This window comes from Burkholderia sp. IMCC1007, from assembly GCF_027257875.1.
In the GTDB taxonomy this organism is placed as follows: domain Bacteria; phylum Pseudomonadota; class Gammaproteobacteria; order Burkholderiales; family Burkholderiaceae; genus Burkholderia.
The window spans coordinates 1-16,597 of record NZ_JAPVQY010000019.1 but is presented as its reverse complement, the minus strand read 5'-3'; the positions used below and the strand labels follow the sequence as shown (position 1 = coordinate 16,597).

At 67.2% G+C, this 16,597-nt stretch carries 15 protein-coding genes and 1 pseudogene; 5 read left to right on the top strand and 11 right to left on the bottom strand.

What is annotated here, in order from left to right; all coding sequences use genetic code 11:
- Positions 1–15 precede the first annotated feature (15 nt).
- Entirely contained in the window at positions 16–2,334 is a 2,319-nt protein-coding gene (locus O1Q03_RS18035) for an AsmA family protein (protein WP_269505143.1), read from the bottom strand.
- A 152-nt stretch (positions 2,335–2,486) separates the two neighbouring features.
- Here O1Q03_RS18035 and O1Q03_RS18030 point away from each other — a divergent pair, with 152 nt between their 5' ends.
- Together O1Q03_RS18030 and O1Q03_RS18025 are read left to right on the top strand one after the other, a co-directional pair.
- A complete protein-coding gene (locus tag O1Q03_RS18030; RefSeq protein WP_269505142.1) occupies positions 2,487–3,188 on the top strand; it encodes an ABC transporter ATP-binding protein in 702 nt (233 codons plus the stop codon).
- Positions 3,185–3,988, top strand: a complete 804-nt coding sequence (locus tag O1Q03_RS18025) for an ABC transporter permease (protein WP_269505141.1) — start codon at positions 3,185–3,187, stop codon at positions 3,986–3,988. Before O1Q03_RS18030 ends, O1Q03_RS18025 begins: the two co-directional genes overlap by 4 nt.
- Positions 3,989–4,039: 51 nt before the next feature.
- Here O1Q03_RS18025 and O1Q03_RS18020 read toward each other — a convergent pair.
- From O1Q03_RS18020 to O1Q03_RS18010, 3 genes and pseudogenes are all read right to left on the bottom strand, one after another.
- Positions 4,040–4,499 (bottom strand): annotated as a pseudogene (locus tag O1Q03_RS18020) (PliI family lysozyme inhibitor of I-type lysozyme).
- A gap of 256 nt (positions 4,500–4,755) precedes the next feature.
- The gene (locus O1Q03_RS18015; protein ID WP_269505139.1) at positions 4,756–5,307 is read right to left on the bottom strand and encodes a DUF6013 family protein; all 552 of its coding nucleotides are present in this window, start codon (positions 5,305–5,307) and stop codon (positions 4,756–4,758) included.
- Positions 5,308–5,467: 160 nt separating this feature from the next.
- Positions 5,468–6,484: a zinc-binding alcohol dehydrogenase family protein gene (locus tag O1Q03_RS18010; protein ID WP_269505138.1), complete on the bottom strand. Its 1,017-nt coding sequence runs from the start codon at positions 6,482–6,484 to the stop codon at positions 5,468–5,470.
- Positions 6,485–6,608: 124 nt separating this feature from the next.
- Between O1Q03_RS18010 and O1Q03_RS18005 the strand changes: the two genes are divergently transcribed.
- Together O1Q03_RS18005 and serB are read left to right on the top strand one after the other, a co-directional pair.
- A complete protein-coding gene (locus tag O1Q03_RS18005) occupies positions 6,609–7,550 on the top strand; it encodes a LysR family transcriptional regulator (RefSeq protein WP_269505136.1) in 942 nt (313 codons plus the stop codon).
- A 199-nt stretch (positions 7,551–7,749) separates the two neighbouring features.
- Entirely contained in the window at positions 7,750–8,595 is an 846-nt protein-coding gene (gene serB / locus O1Q03_RS18000; protein ID WP_269505134.1) for a phosphoserine phosphatase SerB, read from the top strand.
- 72 nt (positions 8,596–8,667) lie between these two features.
- On the opposite strand, the gene O1Q03_RS17995 is transcribed toward serB, so the two are convergent.
- The 4 genes from O1Q03_RS17995 to rimO all read right to left on the bottom strand — a co-directional run bounded on the left by O1Q03_RS17995 (position 8,668) and on the right by rimO (position 12,989).
- Positions 8,668–9,852 carry a cystathionine beta-lyase gene (locus O1Q03_RS17995; RefSeq protein WP_269505133.1) on the bottom strand — a complete coding sequence of 395 codons (1,185 nt, stop codon included), beginning with the start codon at positions 9,850–9,852 and terminating at the stop codon, positions 8,668–8,670.
- Positions 9,853–9,974: 122 nt separating this feature from the next.
- Positions 9,975–10,517, bottom strand: coding sequence for a hypothetical protein (locus O1Q03_RS17990; RefSeq protein WP_269505132.1), 543 nt, complete (start codon positions 10,515–10,517; stop codon positions 9,975–9,977).
- Between the two features lie 180 nt (positions 10,518–10,697).
- Positions 10,698–11,624 carry a sugar kinase gene (locus O1Q03_RS17985; protein ID WP_269505131.1) on the bottom strand — a complete coding sequence of 309 codons (927 nt, stop codon included), beginning with the start codon at positions 11,622–11,624 and terminating at the stop codon, positions 10,698–10,700.
- A 3-nt stretch (positions 11,625–11,627) separates the two neighbouring features.
- Positions 11,628–12,989, bottom strand: a complete 1,362-nt coding sequence (gene rimO / locus O1Q03_RS17980; RefSeq protein WP_269505130.1) for a 30S ribosomal protein S12 methylthiotransferase RimO — start codon at positions 12,987–12,989, stop codon at positions 11,628–11,630.
- 293 nt (positions 12,990–13,282) lie between these two features.
- On the opposite strand from rimO, the gene O1Q03_RS17975 reads away from it, so the two are divergent.
- Positions 13,283–13,537: a hypothetical protein gene (locus tag O1Q03_RS17975; protein ID WP_269505129.1), complete on the top strand. Its 255-nt coding sequence runs from the start codon at positions 13,283–13,285 to the stop codon at positions 13,535–13,537.
- Positions 13,538–13,865: 328 nt separating this feature from the next.
- Here the strand turns inward: O1Q03_RS17975 and phaR are convergent, their stop codons facing one another.
- The 3 genes from phaR to O1Q03_RS17960 form a co-directional block, all read right to left on the bottom strand.
- On the bottom strand, positions 13,866–14,432 hold the full coding sequence (phaR, locus tag O1Q03_RS17970) for a polyhydroxyalkanoate synthesis repressor PhaR (RefSeq protein WP_269505127.1): 567 nt from the start codon (positions 14,430–14,432) through the stop codon (positions 13,866–13,868).
- A gap of 125 nt (positions 14,433–14,557) precedes the next feature.
- On the bottom strand, positions 14,558–15,298 hold the full coding sequence (locus tag O1Q03_RS17965) for a 3-ketoacyl-ACP reductase (RefSeq protein ID WP_269505126.1): 741 nt from the start codon (positions 15,296–15,298) through the stop codon (positions 14,558–14,560).
- A 117-nt stretch (positions 15,299–15,415) separates the two neighbouring features.
- Positions 15,416–16,597: acetyl-CoA C-acetyltransferase (locus O1Q03_RS17960; protein ID WP_269505125.1), on the bottom strand; the 1,182-nt coding region annotated here is incomplete at its 5' end.

The following is a 16,597-nucleotide window of genomic DNA, read 5'->3' as shown; positions in this document are numbered from 1 at the left end:
ACCCGCCGTCGCGCGTCACTTGCCGGCCTTCGCGGCCTGCTTCTGCGCGGCCTTGGCGTTCATCTGCGCGAACAGCTGCGCGCACGGCACGTCGCGGTTGTTGCTCGGCGCGATCAGCGGGATCAGCGCCGCGAACGGGTTGAGCAGCCCGAGCCCGACTGCCGCGCCGGCGCGCAGCGCGAGCGCGCCCACTTCGACACCGACCTTCGGGTTCTTGAACGTGCCCTTCGCGTACAGCGGCGAGCGCAGCGAGAAGATCCGGAAGCCCTTCGTGTGCGGATGGATCTTCAGGTCCAGCGATTCGTCGCGCAGATTGATCGGGCCATCCATGGTGATGAGTGCATCGTCCGTATCGAGCGCGAAGACCTTCGGCTGCAGCATGCCGTCGTTCGCGGCGAAATCGATCGCCGCGCAATTGATGTTGACGTCACGCGTGCCGAACAGCTTCTCGTACACGACGTTCGCGACGTTCAGGCCCGCCGCCTCCATCAGCAGGAGGCTGATGCGGCCGTCGGTGATGAGCGCCTTCACTTCGCCGGTCGACGTGCCCGCGAGCGCGGCCGGCGAATTGCCGGTCGCCGACAGCGACGCGTCACCGTTGATCTCGCCGAGCGCGGTCTGCATCACCTTCTGCGTCGGGAACAGCTGCTTGAGCTTCAGGTGGCGCGCGGTCAATGTGAAGCGCCCCTTGAGCGGCGTGCGGCTACCGTCGAGATGCGCATTCGTCGCGAGCGTGCCGCCCGCGACGCCGAACTGCAGCGGCTCGAGCGTCAGCACGCCGTCCTGCAAAAGGATGTGCGTGTACAGGTTCGTGATCGGCAGCTGCGGGCTCTTGATCAGCTTGCGGCCGGTGAACTTCACGTCCGCGTCGATCGCGCTCCAGCGTTCGGTGCGGAACGCCGCGACCGGCAGCACGCGATCCGGCGGCTGGTGCGTCGTATCGCCGCGTTTCTTCTTGCTCGCGGCCGAATCGGCGCCGATCACCGGTGCGAGGTCGGAGAACTGCAGCAGGTTCGACACGACTTCGCCCGACAGCTTCGGACGCGGCTTGCGCTGCGCCCACGTGAGCGTGCCGCGCAGATCGCTGCCGCCGACACGGCCGTTGAAGTCCTCGTAGCGGAACGTGCTCGCGTTCTGCTTGATCTGGCCGATCAGGCGCCCCTCCGTCGCGTACGGCGGCGTGTCGGGCAGCGTGATGCCGGTGAGCTGGTAGAGATGCGACATCGACGTGCCCTGCAGCCACAGCCGCAGGTCGACCGCCGCCAGATGCATCGGGTCGGTCAGCGTGCCGACGATCGCGAGCCGCGTGTCGCCGGCCTTCACGTCGGCCTGCAGCGGGAACGGCTGCTTCGCGTTCTCGATCGCCAGCACGCCGCCCACCTTGCCGGTACCGTCGATCGGCACGTTCTTGTAGCGGCCGTCGAACTTGAGGCCGAACGCATAGGTCGGGCCGGACGGCTTCGCGGGCACGGTGGCGCCGGATGCGGCCGATGCGCCGCTCGCTCCGGATGCGGAGGCAACCGTCGATGCGGACGAAGCCGTATTCACCACGGACGCAGGCAGCACGCCCGATGCGGACCCGGACGTCGATGCCGCGCTTGCGACCTGCGCCGCCGATGCGCCCGATGCGCCCGATGCACCCGACGCAGCCTCGGCGCTGGCCTTCGCGCTCAATTGCGCGGCGCCGTGCTTGCCGACGCGCTGCGCCGACGCCGCGCGCGACTTCTGTTCCTGCTCCTTCAGCACGTCGCCGAGCGGAATCGGCTGGCCGAGCGTATCGATCCCGATCGTCAGATCGGCCTTGGTGATCGCGTCGCGATAGACGACGGTTCCCTTCGCGAACCCGAAGCTGTCGAGCCGCACTTTCCACGTCGTCGGTTGCCCTGATTGCTTGAACTGGAAGGTCCACGTGTTGCGGCCGTCGGCGAGCCGCTCGAGGTCGACCGCGGGATTGACGACGTCGATCGACGGAATGACGATTTGATGCGCGAGGAGCGGGAGAATCGCGAGATCGAAGTGCGCGGAGTCGAGCGTGGCGAACCTGGGGCCCTTCGCCCAGTCGGGGTTGCCGATCTCCATCTGGGTGGCCGAGATGCGTGGCCACGGCACCCATGCGCGCCAGCCGGTTTCGCCCTGCGGGCGACGCCAGTCGACCTTGAGATCGCCGTTGATCGCGAACGAGCGGCCAAGTGCGGTACTCACATGTTCGTTGACCCACGGTTTCGCGCGGTTCCAGTCGAACGTGACAATGAAGACGCCGGCAGCCACGATGATCAGTGCGACGATACCGACGATCCATGCAGCCGTTTTGCCGATGGCTCGGGTTAGCGTCATGTCGGTTCCGTTGTTGTTCTGCAGAATGTGCGCGCCATGCCGGGCTACTTGGGAAAGCGAACGGAGCACGACATCGGCGACCTTTCAATGGATATTATGATGCACGCCGCGACAACGCCTCGGCGCCATTAACGCTTTTTTTCATTTTCGACATGACAGTCCCCACCGGTCTCATCGATGCACAACGCATCACGCGCCGCGACGCCGCCACCGGCAAGACCTTGCTGACGCCGACCGACTTCAGCCTCGCCGCGGGATCGCGAATTGCTATCACGGGACCGTCGGGCTCCGGCAAGAGCGTGCTGTTGCGCGCGCTCGCGCTGCTCGATCCGCTCGATGGCGGCCACGTGCTGTGGCGCGGCAAGCGTATCAGGCGCGGCGCGATTCCGCGCTACCGGCGCAGCATCGCGTACGTGCGCCAGCGGCCCGCGCAAATGGACGGCACCGTCGAAGCGCAATTGCGCTATCCGTATTCGCTCGCGGTCTATCGCGACGCGAGGTTCGACCGCGCGCGCGTGGAAGCGCTCGCCGCACGCGCGGGCCGCGGCGCCGATTTTCTCGACAAGCGCGCGAGTGAACTGTCGGGCGGCGAAGCGCAGATCGCCGCACTATTGCGCGTGCTGCAGCTCGACCCCGACGTGCTGTTGCTTGACGAGCCGACGTCCGCGCTCGATCCCGATTCGACGCGTGCGATCGAAGCGCTCGTCGACGCATGGTTCGACGCGGCGTCGGACACGCGTGCGTACATGTGGATCTCGCATGACCCGGCGCAGGCCGCACGAATCAGCACGACGCAGCTCGTGATGCAGGCCGGCGTGCTGCATGCCGTGAATTCGACGGAGGCTGCGCAATGAGCCCGGCACTGCAGGACCTGAGCCTCGTCGACGTCGGCATCGCCGCCGCGCTCGTCGCGGTGAACGGCGCGATCTCGGTCGCGCTGTCGCTCGGCCTCGGACGCCAGCTGGCGCTCGCGGCCGTGCGCACCGTCGTGCAATTGCTCGCGATCGGTTACGTGCTCGGCTGGGTGTTCGGACATCCGCACTGGACCGTGGTGCTGCCGCTCGCCGCGCTGATGACGCTGATCGCGGGTTTCGCGGGCGCCGCGCGCGGCAAGCACGCGTACCGCGGCCAGCGCATCGACAGCATCGCGTCGATCTGGTTCAGCAGCTGGATCGTCGCGGCGATCGGCCTGTTCGTCGTGATCCGCATTCACCCGTGGTACGAGCCGCAATACGCGATCCCGATCCTCGGGATGATCCTCGGCAATACGCTCACGGGCGTGGCGCTCGGCGTCGAACGGATGATGGAGGAGCTCACCGCGCGGCGCGACCGCGTCGAGACCGCACTCGCGCTCGGCGCGACGCGCTGGGAAGCCGCGCAGGACGCCGCGCGCCAGGCCGTGCGCGCGGGCATGCTGCCGACGCTGAACCAGATGGCCGTGGTCGGCGTCGTGAGCCTGCCGGGGATGATGACGGGCCAGGTGCTGGCCGGTCAGTCGCCGCTGCAGGCCGTGCGCTACCAGATCGTGATCATGTTCCTGATCGCCGCGGCGTCGGCACTCGGCACCGTCGGCGCGGTGTTGATGACGTATCGCCGCCTGTTCTCGGCCGATCACCGCTTTGTTGCGGCGCGGCTCGAGGAACGCGCGCATTGACACGCAGCGCCGCGACGCGCGGCATTCACGCGGCATTCGGGCAGCGCACCGTCAGCGCGCGGCGCGGCGTTTGCCGAGGGCCTCGCGCAACGCAGCCTTTACGTCGGCATCGGGCGCGAGCCCGTCGACCGACGCGACGAGCCGCACCGCATGCGGTGTCGTCACATAGGCGTGCGCACCAACATAACCGCCGCTGCCGGCCGAGCGTGTCGTGACGACCAGCATCTCGCGCGCGCGTGCCGAGATCGGCCGTGAAGGCGTCGGCGACGGTGCCGTCGCGCGCATGCAGCACGCCCGTCACGTAGTCGTCCGTATCAAAGCCGGGCGCGGTGTGCGCGGTCGAATACACGCGCACCGCATAGCTGCCGGTCGAACACGGTTCGAGCGCACCGCTCGACACGACCGCGATCTGCTGTCGCGACGGCAGTTCGACTTTTTTCACGAAGCTGCAATCGTCGGCCGCGTGCGCATCGACGGCAACGAACGCAGCGGCCGACAGCAGCACGCGCATGCGAAGTTTCATCGGATTGTCGTTCGGGGAAGAAGACCAATGGCGACGAGGATAGCGTGACATCCGCATGACGTCACGCAACGCGCAGCGCACCCGCTGGCGCGCACTGCATGATGGCAACGTGGGACACGACGGCATCGGCCGCAGCTCGTGCCGCGGCATCATCACGCTGCGATACGCTGCGACACGCGGATCGTCCGGATACGCGCGACATTGGTTGCGCGCGCACCGGATGCGTCGCGGGCGTGCGGGCCCCTCAGTGCTTGATCGACACGGTCACCTTCGTGCCGTCGCTCATCGTGACCGACTTCGACCCGCCATTGGTCGAAATCGACACCCACTTGACCTGGCTCACCGCCACGACTTCCGGGCACTGCAGCGACTTGCCGCCCGCGCTGACGTTGCGCGTGCCCTTCGGCGCGGCCGCCTGGAAGCTCAGCTGCACGTTCGCGATCCCCTTCGCGTCGACCGACGGCGCGAGCCGCACCTGGGTCTGGCGCACCATCGCGCCGTTCGCGTCGCGCGGCAGGTTGTCGGCGTTCGGACAGCCGTCCTGCATCGCGACCGCGCCGCCCGGCGGCACCGACTTCCAGTTGAAGTCGTCCGTCTCGCCCGAGCGGATCTTGCGGGTCTCCTGCGTATTGCCGAAGGTCTTCGAATCGACCTTGACGGTGTATTCGAGCTGCCCCGTCCCGCCGCCCTTCAGGCTGCCCTTGACGGGCGGCGCCGCGAATACGCTCGCGCTGACGCACGCCGCCACGAACACGGCCGACCACGATGCGGCGACTGACAAGCTGCGTTGGCTCATGCTGACCTCCTTGTAATGCGGCGGCACGCGCGTGCCGCGCGGTTTTCGATGCATGATGCGTTGCCAGTCTACCGCCAAGCGGCATGCAATGCGCCGCAAACGCATCGGGTGTTACCCCGCTTGCGTCCGCGGCCGCGCATCCCGTACGCGCGATGCCGGATCAGAACCCGCTCAGCACCAGCTTGCCGATCGCGCGCCCGCCCTCGAGCAGTTGATGCGCACGCCGCACGTTCGCCGCGTTGATCGTGCCGAGCTGTTCGCCGAGCGTCGTGCGCAGCGTGCCGTCGTCGACGAGCCGCGCGACCTCGGTGAGGATCTTGTGCTGCTCGATCATGTCCGGCGTCTCGAACATCGCGCGCGTGAACATGAACTCCCAGTGAAACGCGGCGCTCTTCGCCTTCAGCAGCTCGACCGGAACCGGCTTCGCGTTCTCGACGATCGTGCAAATGCCGCCCTGCGGCCGGACGATTTCCGCCGCTGCGGGGAAATGGCGATCCGTGTCGTTGAAGATCAGCACGTAGTCGACGTTCGGATGACCGATGTCACGCAGCTGCGCGGGCAGGTCGCCGAAATGATCGATCACGCCGTCCGCACCCAGCGAACGCACCCATTCGGCCGATGCCGGCCGCGAGGCGGTCGCGATCACGTGCAGCTTGCCGAGCGTCTTCGCGAGCTGGATCGCGATCGAGCCCACGCCGCCCGCGCCGCCGATGATCAGCACCGACTTGCCGGCGTGCGCGCCCTGCGGCGACACGCGCAAGCGGTCGAACAGCGCCTCCCACGCGGTCAGCGCGGTGAGCGGCAACGCGGCCGACGCCGCGAAATCGAGCGTGCGCGGCTTGTGCGCGGCGATCCGCTCGTCGACGGCGTGGAATTCGCCGTTCGCGCCGGGGCGCGTGATGCTGCCCGCGTAGAACACTTCGTCGCCGGGCCGGAACAACGTAACCTCGGCGCCGATCGCGACGACCGTGCCGGCCGCATCCCAGCCGAGCACGCGCGGCGTTGCCTCGACCTGCGGCTTCGGCGCGCGCACCTTGGTGTCGACCGGGTTCACGGAAATCGCTTCGACCTTCACGAGCAGGTCGCGCGGGCCGGGCGCGGGTTGCGGCACTTCGACGTCGAGCAGCGCTTGCGGGTCGTCGATCGGCAGATAACGGGTCAGTCCAACGGCTTTCATCTCGATACTCCTTTCAGGGAATCCGGCAGGCTGCGGGGCAACCTCCATGCGTGCCATCGTAGGACGCCCGATCCTTCGAGAAAACCGCTATATTTCCTGAAACATTTTCAGGAATTTCCACATAATGCCATCCGATCCGGTGCCGGCCCCCGACAAGCCGCTCGACCTGCTCGACGTCGGCCTGTTCGTGCGCGCCGCGCTGCTCGCGAACGTCAGCGCGGCCGGGCGCGAGTTCGGCGTGTCGGCCGCGGTCGCGAGCGCGCGCATCGCGCAGCTCGAGCGCCAGCTCGGCGCGCGATTGCTGCACCGCACGACACGCCGCATCAGCCTCACGCAGGACGGCGAAGTCTTCATGGCCCGCGCCGAGGCGCTGCTGTCGGCCGCCGACGCCGCGCGCGCGTCGGTCGGCCACGGCCGCAGCGAGCCGTACGGGCGGCTGAAGGTATCGATGTCGTCGTCGTTCGGCCGCCAGCACGTCGCGCCCGTGATTCCGGCATTCCTGCGCCGCTATCCGTCCGTATCGCTCGATCTGCGGCTGTCCGACGAGATCGTCGATCTCGTCGACGACGGCTACGACGTCGCGATCCGCGTTGGCGCGCTGAAGGATTCGACGCTCGTCGCGCGCAAGCTGGCAGCCAACCGGCGCGTGCTGTGCTGCTCGCCCGCGTATCTCGCGGCGCGCGGCACGCCGCGCCATCCGGCCGAACTCGCGCAGCACGAATGCGTGGTCCTCGGTGATCAGCGCGACTGGTCGTTCGTCACACCGCAAGGGCGGCTGACCGTGCGCGTCGGCGGCCGGCTCGTCGCGAGCAACGGCGAGGCGATCCGCGAGGCGCTCGTCGACGGCTTCGGCATCGCAATCAAGTCGACCTGGGACGTCGGCCCGCTGCTCGCGAGCGGCGCGCTCGTCACCGTGCTCGACGACTACCCGTTCGCCGACGACGTCGCGATCTGGGCCGTCTATCCGAGCCGCGCGCACGTGCCGCTGAAGACGCTCGCGTTCATCTCGTTTCTCGCCGATCACTTCGGCGATCCGCCTTACTGGGATCGCGCGGACGAACGATAGGCGCCGGCGCCGGCACATTGCGCGCAGCGGCTTCCGGCACTGCTTACGGCCGCATCCGCGGCGATCCGATCGCGATCGGATACCAACCGGCTACAATGGCGCGTTCGCGACGCCGTGGCCCGCAGCCGAACGGGGCCGCGGTCGCAGGTGGCCGCATGCCGGCCGCGTACGCGTTTCATTCGCTTCCAACCATTCCGTCATGACCCAGAACCTCGTCATCCAGAGTCTCGCGCCGCTGTCGGACGCGCATCACAAACCGCTGCTCGCGCTGTCGCGCGGCACCCGCATCGTGCAGACCGACGATCACGCGCTGCGCATCGAAAACGCGAATCCGGCGCAGCGCCTCGACATCGACGCGTACTGCGGCACCCATGCGCTCGATTTCGGCTTCGTCGACGCCGGCCGCACGCTCGGCGATTTCGGGCTCGTCGTGATGGACATGGATTCGACGCTGATCACGATCGAGTGCATCGACGAGATCGCCGACTTCTGCGGGCTGAAGACGCAGGTCGCCGAGATCACCGAAGCATCGATGCGCGGCGAGATCCGCGACTTCAACGAAAGCCTGACGCGCCGCGTCGCGCTGCTCGCCGGGCTCGATGCGCACGCGCTCGAGCGCGTGTACGAGGAGCGGCTGCAGCTGTCGCCGGGCGCGGAGACGATGCTCGCCGGCGTGAAGGCCGCGGGCCTGAAGACGCTGCTCGTGTCGGGCGGCTTCATGTTCTTCACCGAGCGCCTGAAGGCGCGCCTCGGCCTCGACTACGCGCACGCGAACACGCTCGAGATCGTCGACGGCAGGCTGACCGGCAAGGTGCTCGGCGAGATCGTCAACGCGGACGTGAAGGCGCGCCTGCTGCGCGATACCTGCGCATCGCTCGGCATCGCGCCGAGCCGCGCGATCGCGATGGGCGACGGATCGAACGACCTGAAGATGATGGCCGAAGCCGGCCTGTCGGTCGCGTTCCACGCGAAGCCTGTCGTGCGCAATGCGGCGACCGTCGCGTTCGACCACGTCGGCCTCGACGGGCTGCTGCGGCTGTTCTGAGCCGCGCGAGCCGCCAATGAAAAACGCCGGCGCGATGCAACATCGCGCCGGCGTTTCGTTTGTCTGCCGCGATTATCGGCCGAGCGTGGCCTGCAGCGCGCGCTCGATGTCCGCGCGCAGGTCGGCTTCGTCTTCGAGACCGACGTAGAAACGCACCAGCGTGCCGCGATGCGCCCAGTCCGCGCGCATCGACGCGACGTCGTACGGCATCGCGAGGCTGCATGCGCCGCCCCAGCTCCAGCCGATCGCGAACAACTCGAGCGCCTCGACGAAACGGTCGATCTGCTCGGCGCTGTAGCGTTCGTCGAACACCACCGAGAACAGCCCGCCCGCCCCCGTGAAGTCGCGCACGAACGACTCATGACCCGGGCAGTCCGGCAGTTGCGGATGCAGCACCGCCGCGATTTCCGGCCGTGCCTTCAGCCACTGCGCGAGCGCGAGCGCGCTCTTGCTGTGCGCGTCGAAACGCACCTGCATGCTCGGCAGGCTGCGCATCACGAGCGAGCAGTCGTCGACCGACACGCCGATCCCGCAGCGCATCCGCGCGAGCTTCAGTTGCGCATGCAGTTCGGCGTTCGCGGTGATCGTCGCGCCCATCAGCACGTCGCTGCCGCCCGACTGATACTTGGTCAGCGCCTGCACCGAGATATCGACGCCGTGCTCGAACGGCTTGAACGCGAGCCCGGCCGAATACGTATTGTCGATCGCGGTGACGATGCCGCGCGCCTGTGCGACCGTCGTAATCGCGCGCACGTCGGGCACTTCCATCGTCACGGAGCCCGGCGCCTCGATCCAGATCAGCCGCGTGTTCGGCTGGATCAGGTCGGCGATGCCGGCGCCCACGAGCGGATCGTAGAAACGCGCGGTGATGCCGAAATCCTTCGCGAGCCAGTTGCCGAAATCGGCGTTCGGCCCGTAGACGTTGTGCGGGATCAGCACGTCGTCGCCCGCCTTCACGATCCCGAAATAGACGTTCATGATCGCCGCGAGGCCCGACGGCTGCAGCAGCGCGTGCGTGCCGCCTTCGATCTCGGCGAGCCGCTGCGCGAGCGCGAGCGACGTCGGTGTCGCATGCAGCCCGTAGCGCCACTGGTTGTCGTTGTGCCAGACCAGCGCGCGCATCGTCGCGAGATCGGGGAACACGACCGTCGACGCGCGCGCGACCGGCGGCACGAACGACTGGAAGCCGTCCGGAATGACGTCGTCGGGTTGAACGATGCGGGTTTGCAGTGCGCGCTTCGGAGTGGATGCAGTCATGGCAGAGGGCGGGTACGAGGCCGTTCGGTTGCGGAATATCCTGCTAGATTAGCCAAAATCGGCGCGCTTGGCCCGGTACAATGCGCGCCGCGCGCGCCGAGACAGCGCGCGCCCGGTCGTCCTCAGCCGTCGGTACGCAGGTTGACGACACTGCCGACCGTCTCGATGTCCTGCACGCGGCCGTTGCGGACCTGCAGCGCCGCACGCTTGGCCGGCGTCGGATGCAGCACGACGGGCTGCGGGTCCGATTCGTCGGCATTCATCCGGTCGGCCTTCAGCGCGCCGGTCGAATCGAAGCGGCCGATCCACACGCCCGTGATGTTCGTGCCGTCGTTCGATTCCTCGATCTCGAGCGTATCGCCGTCGCGATCGCCCGCGAGCAGGATCACCTCGCCGGTATCCGTGAACTGGTATTCGCCGTGCACGCCCTCTTCGTCCGTCTTCGGACCGAGATGCACGACGATCGGCCGATCGCCGAGCGTGCCCTCGTAGCGCGGCAGCCGCGCGAATTCAGGATTCGGCCGCAGCGGCCGCGCAGGCGCCGCTTCATCCTGCTGCGCCTCCGATGCCGCACCCTGTGCCGCGGCCACGCCCGGCATCGCGACGCCCGCTGCCAGCGCGCCGGCGAGCACGAGCGCTCGTTGCCATTCCGAATATCGACCCACCTTGTATTGCTCCTTGCTTCAGATTCGCGCGCCGACGGCGGCGATACGCTGTGGCTGCGCGTCGCCGATCCACCTCGGCACGAGCGCGCAGCGACCGCGGTACGCACACTGCGCGCCACCCGTTCACGTCGTTCGAATGAACCGATCGTGTGCGGCCGCGGCCCGCGTGCGGAATGCGCGTCAGCCCTGCATCAGGCGTTCCACCGCATCGCGATGCGGAATCGGCGCGACCGCGCCGTAGCCCGTCGTCGACAGTGCCGCCGCCGCGTTCGCATAGCGTGCGGCCGCGAACGGGTCGTCGCCCGCGACGATCCGCGCGACGAACGCGCCGCCGAAGCAGTCGCCGGCGCCCGTCGCATCGATGGCTGCCACCGCGAAGCCCGGCACGACGCGTCGCTCGTGCGGCGTCGCGACGTACGCGCCTTCCTTGCCGAGTTTCAGCGCGACGACCTGCGGCCCGTGCTCGAGCATCGCGTCGACGATCGCGTCGCGATCGTTCGCGCCGGTGAGCGCCGTGACGTCGTCCCAGCTCGGCAGGCAGATGTCGGTCTGGCGCAGCGCCTCGCGCATCACCGCGCGGGCGCGCGGCAGCGGCCACAGCTTCAGGCGCAGGTTCGTGTCGAAGCTGACCTTTGCGCCGTTGCGGCGCGCGTGGTCGATCGCGGCGAACGCGGCATCGCACGCGGCCGTGCTGATCGCGAGACTGATGCCGGACAGGTGCATGGCCTTCGCCGCGGCCAGCGCATCGAGCGGCAGGTCGGCCACCGCATAGCGGCTCGCGGCCGACCCCGCACGCAGATAGTCGAACTGATGGCCGTCGGCGCCGTGCGTGACGAAATACACGCCGGTCGGCGCCGTGCGGTCGATCCGCACGTACCTCGTGTCGACGCGTTCCGACGCCCACATGTCGGCCAGCAGCCGGCCGAACGGATCGTCGCCGATCGCCGACACGAAGCCCGTCGACGCGCCCTGGCGCGCCGCGGCGATGCAGAAGTTCGACGTGTCGCCGCCGAAGCCCTGCAGGAACTCCGGACGGCCCGGCTGCGACTGGTTGAATTCGATCATCGCCTCGCCGAGCGCGAGGATCTGCGGAAACACGGCGGTCATTGCTTAGACCTCGCCCCACAGATCATGACCGTCCGCACCCGTGATCTTCACCGACACGAAATCGCCGACCTTGTAGCGCTTCGACGCCTTCGTCGCCGGCTCGACATAGACGACGCCGTCGATCTCCGGCGCATCCGCCGCCGTGCGGCCGATCCCGCCTTCCGCGCTGACTTCGTCGATCAGCACCTTGAGCGTCTTGCCGACCTTGCGCTGCATGCGCTGCGCCGATACTTCCTCCGCCACTTCCATGAAGCGCGCGCGGCGTTCCTCGCGAACCTCGTCCGGCAGCGCGCCGTCGAGATCGTTCGCGGTCGCGCCTTCGACCGGCGAATATGCGAAGCAGCCGACGCGATCGAGGTCCGCCTCGCGGATGAAGTCCAGCAGCGTTTCGAACTGCTCTTCCGTCTCGCCGGGGAAGCCCGCGATGAACGTGCTGCGGATCGTCAGGTCCGGGCAGATCTCGCGCCACTTCTGCACGCGCTCGAGCACCTTCTCCGCGTTGGCCGGACGCTTCATGCGCTTGAGCACTTCCGGATGCGCGTGCTGGAACGGCACGTCGAGATACGGCAGCACGTGCCCCTTGAACGGGCCTTCGGCCATCAGCGGAATCACTTCGTCGACGCTCGGATACGGATACACGTAGTGCAGGCGCACCCATGCGCCGTATTGCGCGGCCAGTTCGCCGAGCGCGGCGACTAGGTCGGTCATGCGCGTCTTGATCGGCTTGCCGTTCCAGAAGCCCGTGCGGTACTTCACGTCGACGCCGTATGCGCTCGTGTCCTGCGAGATCACGAGCAGTTCCTTCACGCCCGACTTGAACAGGTTCTCGGCCTCGAGCATCACTTCGGCGACCGGACGCGACACGAGGTCGCCGCGCATCGACGGGATGATGCAGAACGTGCAGCGGTGATTGCAGCCTTCGGAGATCTTCAGGTACGCGTAGTGGCGCGGCGTGAGCTTGATGCCCGCGGGCGGCACCAGGTCGACGAACGGGTCGTGCGGCTTCGGCAGATGCGAATGCACGGCCTGCATCACTTCGCCCACCGCGTGCGGGCCGGTGACGGCGAGCACCTTCGGGTGGACTTCCTCGATGAGGTTCGAGCCGCTGGCGCTCGACTTCGCGCCCAGGCAACCGGTGACGATCACCTTGCCGTTTTCGGTCAGCGCTTCGCCGATTGCGTCGAGACTCTCCTGCACGGCTTCGTCGATGAAGCCGCAGGTATTGACGACGACGAGGTCGGCGCCGTCGTACGTGCCGGAGATTTCATAACCTTCGGCGCGCAACTGGGTGATGATTTGTTCGGAGTCGACGAGCGCCTTGGGGCACCCGAGCGAAACGAAGCCTACTTTGGGGGACTGGGACATCTGGAATGTGGGGGCGTGGCGGCAAAAGCGTGAGTTTACAGCTATTTATGGGTCAGCGAGGCAAAACCGGCGGTTGGTACGCCGCGGACGGCGACGCGGATGTGCGGCCCGTGCGGGCGCGGCGGGCGGACAGCGGAAAGCGATCCGGCCCTTTCCACGCGGGCCAACGGGCCGGCACGCACGGCCGGCCCGTGCCGCGTCACGATAAACCTCGCAAGAATCGCCCCGGAATCACCCCGCCGGCATGCGAAAATCGCAGCATTCGTTCTCTTCACTTGCCCAACGGGGTTCGCATGACCACCCACATCACGATCGAATTCACCGAGCACGCCGCCGAAACCATCGGCGAGCAAACCAGCACCAGCTTTTCGTATGACCAAGGCGCGCATGTGCCGCAACCCGGCGACTTCGTCGAACTCGAGAATTCGCCGCAGACCTTTCTCGTGATCGGTCGCGTGTTTTCGCTGAAGGCGAACTACTGCGCGGTGAAGCTCGTGCTCGACCTCCCGCCTGCGGACGATCAGCAGGATTTCGATCCGGCACTCTGAGTGAAGGAAGCCGGCGTACCACCGGCATCGCGCCGGCACGGGCGCCAAGCGTAATCGCGGCTGTCACGCGCGCGAACAACCGCCGCCGAGCACACCACGTGCCGGTTCGGTTTGGCTCTCTGTATGGAATCCCCTCGACCGGGGCAATGATCTCGCCCGCTCCACGGCCGCGCACGGGCATTCGGTGCCGACGGTCAAGAACGGCCATCGGCGGCATCCTGCGCCGGCCGGCCAGCGGCCATCATCGTGCGCGCGCATACGATCGGTCGCCTCGCCCCGCCGCACGTCGCGGCGCCGACCGGCCCGCGGCCGGCCCGCCCCAAATACGTTACTTCTTCTCGGGCTCCGGCGCGTCCGGTTGCTTGAACGGGAACGTGCTGAACATCGACTTCGCCTGGTTCTGCATCTGCTCCTGCATCTGCACGAACATGTTCTTCGACTGCTCGATGTAGCTCGTCATCATCCCTTGCATCATCGGCGCCTGCATGTTCATGAACTGCGACCAGACCTCCGGATTCATCGCGTTCCCTTCGTAGAGGTTCTTCGATTGATCCGCGAGCTTGTTCTGGATGTCGATGAATGCCTGGATATTCTTTTCCAGGTACGTGCCCATCATGCCCTGCATCGCATGACCGTAGAAACGGATGATCTGCGACAGCATCGACGACGAGAACATCGGCACGCCACCGCTTTCCTCTTCGAGGATGATCTGCAGCAGGATGCTGCGCGTCAGGTCTTCGTTGGATTTCGCATCGACGACCTTGAAGTCCTCCTGTTCCAGCACGAGCTGCTTGACGTCGGTCAGCGTGATGTACGTGCTTGTCTCGGTATCGTAGAGCCGGCGGTTCGGGTACTTCTTGATGAGCCGCTCGGCCGTTTTCTTTGTAGTAGTCATGTAACGCCTTTGAGTGCAGCGTAGCGCAAGTGAAAAATCCCCGCCTCCCGGATCCGGGAGGCGGGGGCCTTCGCAAACGCCGGGCCGCGCGGCCGGGCCGGGGCCGGCCCGCGCAGCCCGGGCGTTCAGCCCATGTGCAGGCCGCCGTTAAGCGAGAAGTCGGCACCCGTCGCGAAGCCGGAATCGTTCGACGCGAGCCACGCGACGATCGAACCGATTTCTTCCGGGCCGCCGAGACGCCGCACCGGAATCGTCGCGACGATCTTCTCGAGCACGTCCGGACGGATCGCCTTCACCATGTCGGTGCCGATGTAGCCGGGCGACACGGTGTTGACCGTCACGCCCTTCGTGGCGACTTCCTGCGCCAGCGACATCGTGAAGCCGTGGATGCCGGCCTTCGCGGTCGAATAGTTCGTCTGACCGAATTGGCCCTTCTGGCCATTCACCGACGAAATGTTGATGATCCGGCCCCAGCCGCGCTCGACCATCCCGTCGATCACCTGCTTCGTCACGTTGAAAAGGCTCGTCAGGTTGGTGTCGATCACCGCCGTCCAGTCTTCATGCGTCATCTTGCGAAACACGACGTCGCGCGTGATGCCCGCGTTGTTGACCAGCACGTCGATCTCGCCGACTTCCGCCTTGACCTTGTCGAACGCTGCCTTGGTCGAGTCCCAGTCGCCGACGTTGCCTTCCGATGCGATGAAATCGTACCCGAGGGCCTTCTGGTCCTCGAGCCATTTCACACGGCGCGGCGAATTCGGGCCGCAACCCGCGACCACCTTGAAGCCGTCTTTCAACAGGCGCTGGCAGATGCTGGTGCCGATGCCGCCCATTCCGCCCGTTACGTACGCAATTCGCTGAGACATAAACCCACTCCATTTTTGGTTTCGAGAGCTGCCGGAGGCCCCTCTGACTTCACGTGACGCCGGCCGAAGCTGCAATCGGCCGGCGCCCGGATCGGTTTGACCGTGACGAACGGCCCGTTACGGACGCTCGACCGCGAGTGCGACGCCCATCCCGCCGCCGATGCACAGCGACGCCAGCCCGCGCTTCGCGTCGCGCTTGACCATCTCGTGCAGCAGCGTCACCAGGATCCGGCAGCCCGATGCGCCGATCGGGTGGCCGATCGCGATCGCGCCGCCGTTCACGTTCACCTTCGACGTGTCCCAGCCCATCTGCTTGTGCACCGCCAGCGCCTGCGCCGCGAACGCCTCGTTGATTTCCATCAGGTCCAGGTCGCCCGGCGTCCAGCCCGCGCGCTCCAGCGCACGGCGCGACGCCGGCACCGGGCCCATGCCCATCACGCTCGGATCGACGCCCGCGTTCGCGTATGCCTTGATCCGCGCCAGCGGCGTGAGGCCAAGAGCCGCCGCCTTCTGCGCCGACATCACCAGCACCGCCGCCGCGCCGTCGTTCAGGCCCGACGCATTCGCGGCCGTCACCGAGCCGTCCTTCGAGAACGCCGGCTTCAGGCCCGACAGCGATTCCGCCGTCACGCCGTGACGCACGAATTCATCGGTCGCGAACTGCAGCGGCTCGCCCTTGCGCTGCGGAATCGACACCGGCACGATCTCGTCGTTGAAACGGCCGGACTTCTGCGCGGCTTCCGCCTTGTTCTGCGACAGCGCGGCGAATGCGTCCTGCTCTTCGCGCGTGATCCCGTATTCCTTCGCGACGTTCTCCGCCGTGATGCCCATGTGGTACTGGTTGTACACGTCCCACAGGCCATCGACGATCATCGTGTCGACCAGCTTCGCGTCGCCCATCCGGAACCCGTCGCGCGAGCCCGGCAGCACGTGCGGCGACGCGCTCATGTTTTCCTGACCGCCTGCGACCACGATCTCCGCGTCGCCCGCGACGATCGCGTTCGCCGCCAGCATCACGGCCTTCAGGCCCGAGCCGCACACCTTGTTGATCGTCATCCCCGGCACTGCATTCGGCAGGCCGGCCTTGATCAGCGACTGGCGCGCCGGGTTCTGCCCCGAGCCGGCCGTCAGCACCTGACCCATGATCCCTTCGCTCACCTGATCGGGCTTCACGCCCGCGCGCTCCAGCACCGCGCGGATCACCGTGGCGCCCAGTTCCGGTGCTGCAATCTTCGCAAGCGAGCCGCCGAATTTGCCGACCGCGGTCCGCGCGGCCGATACGATCACTACGTCCGTCAT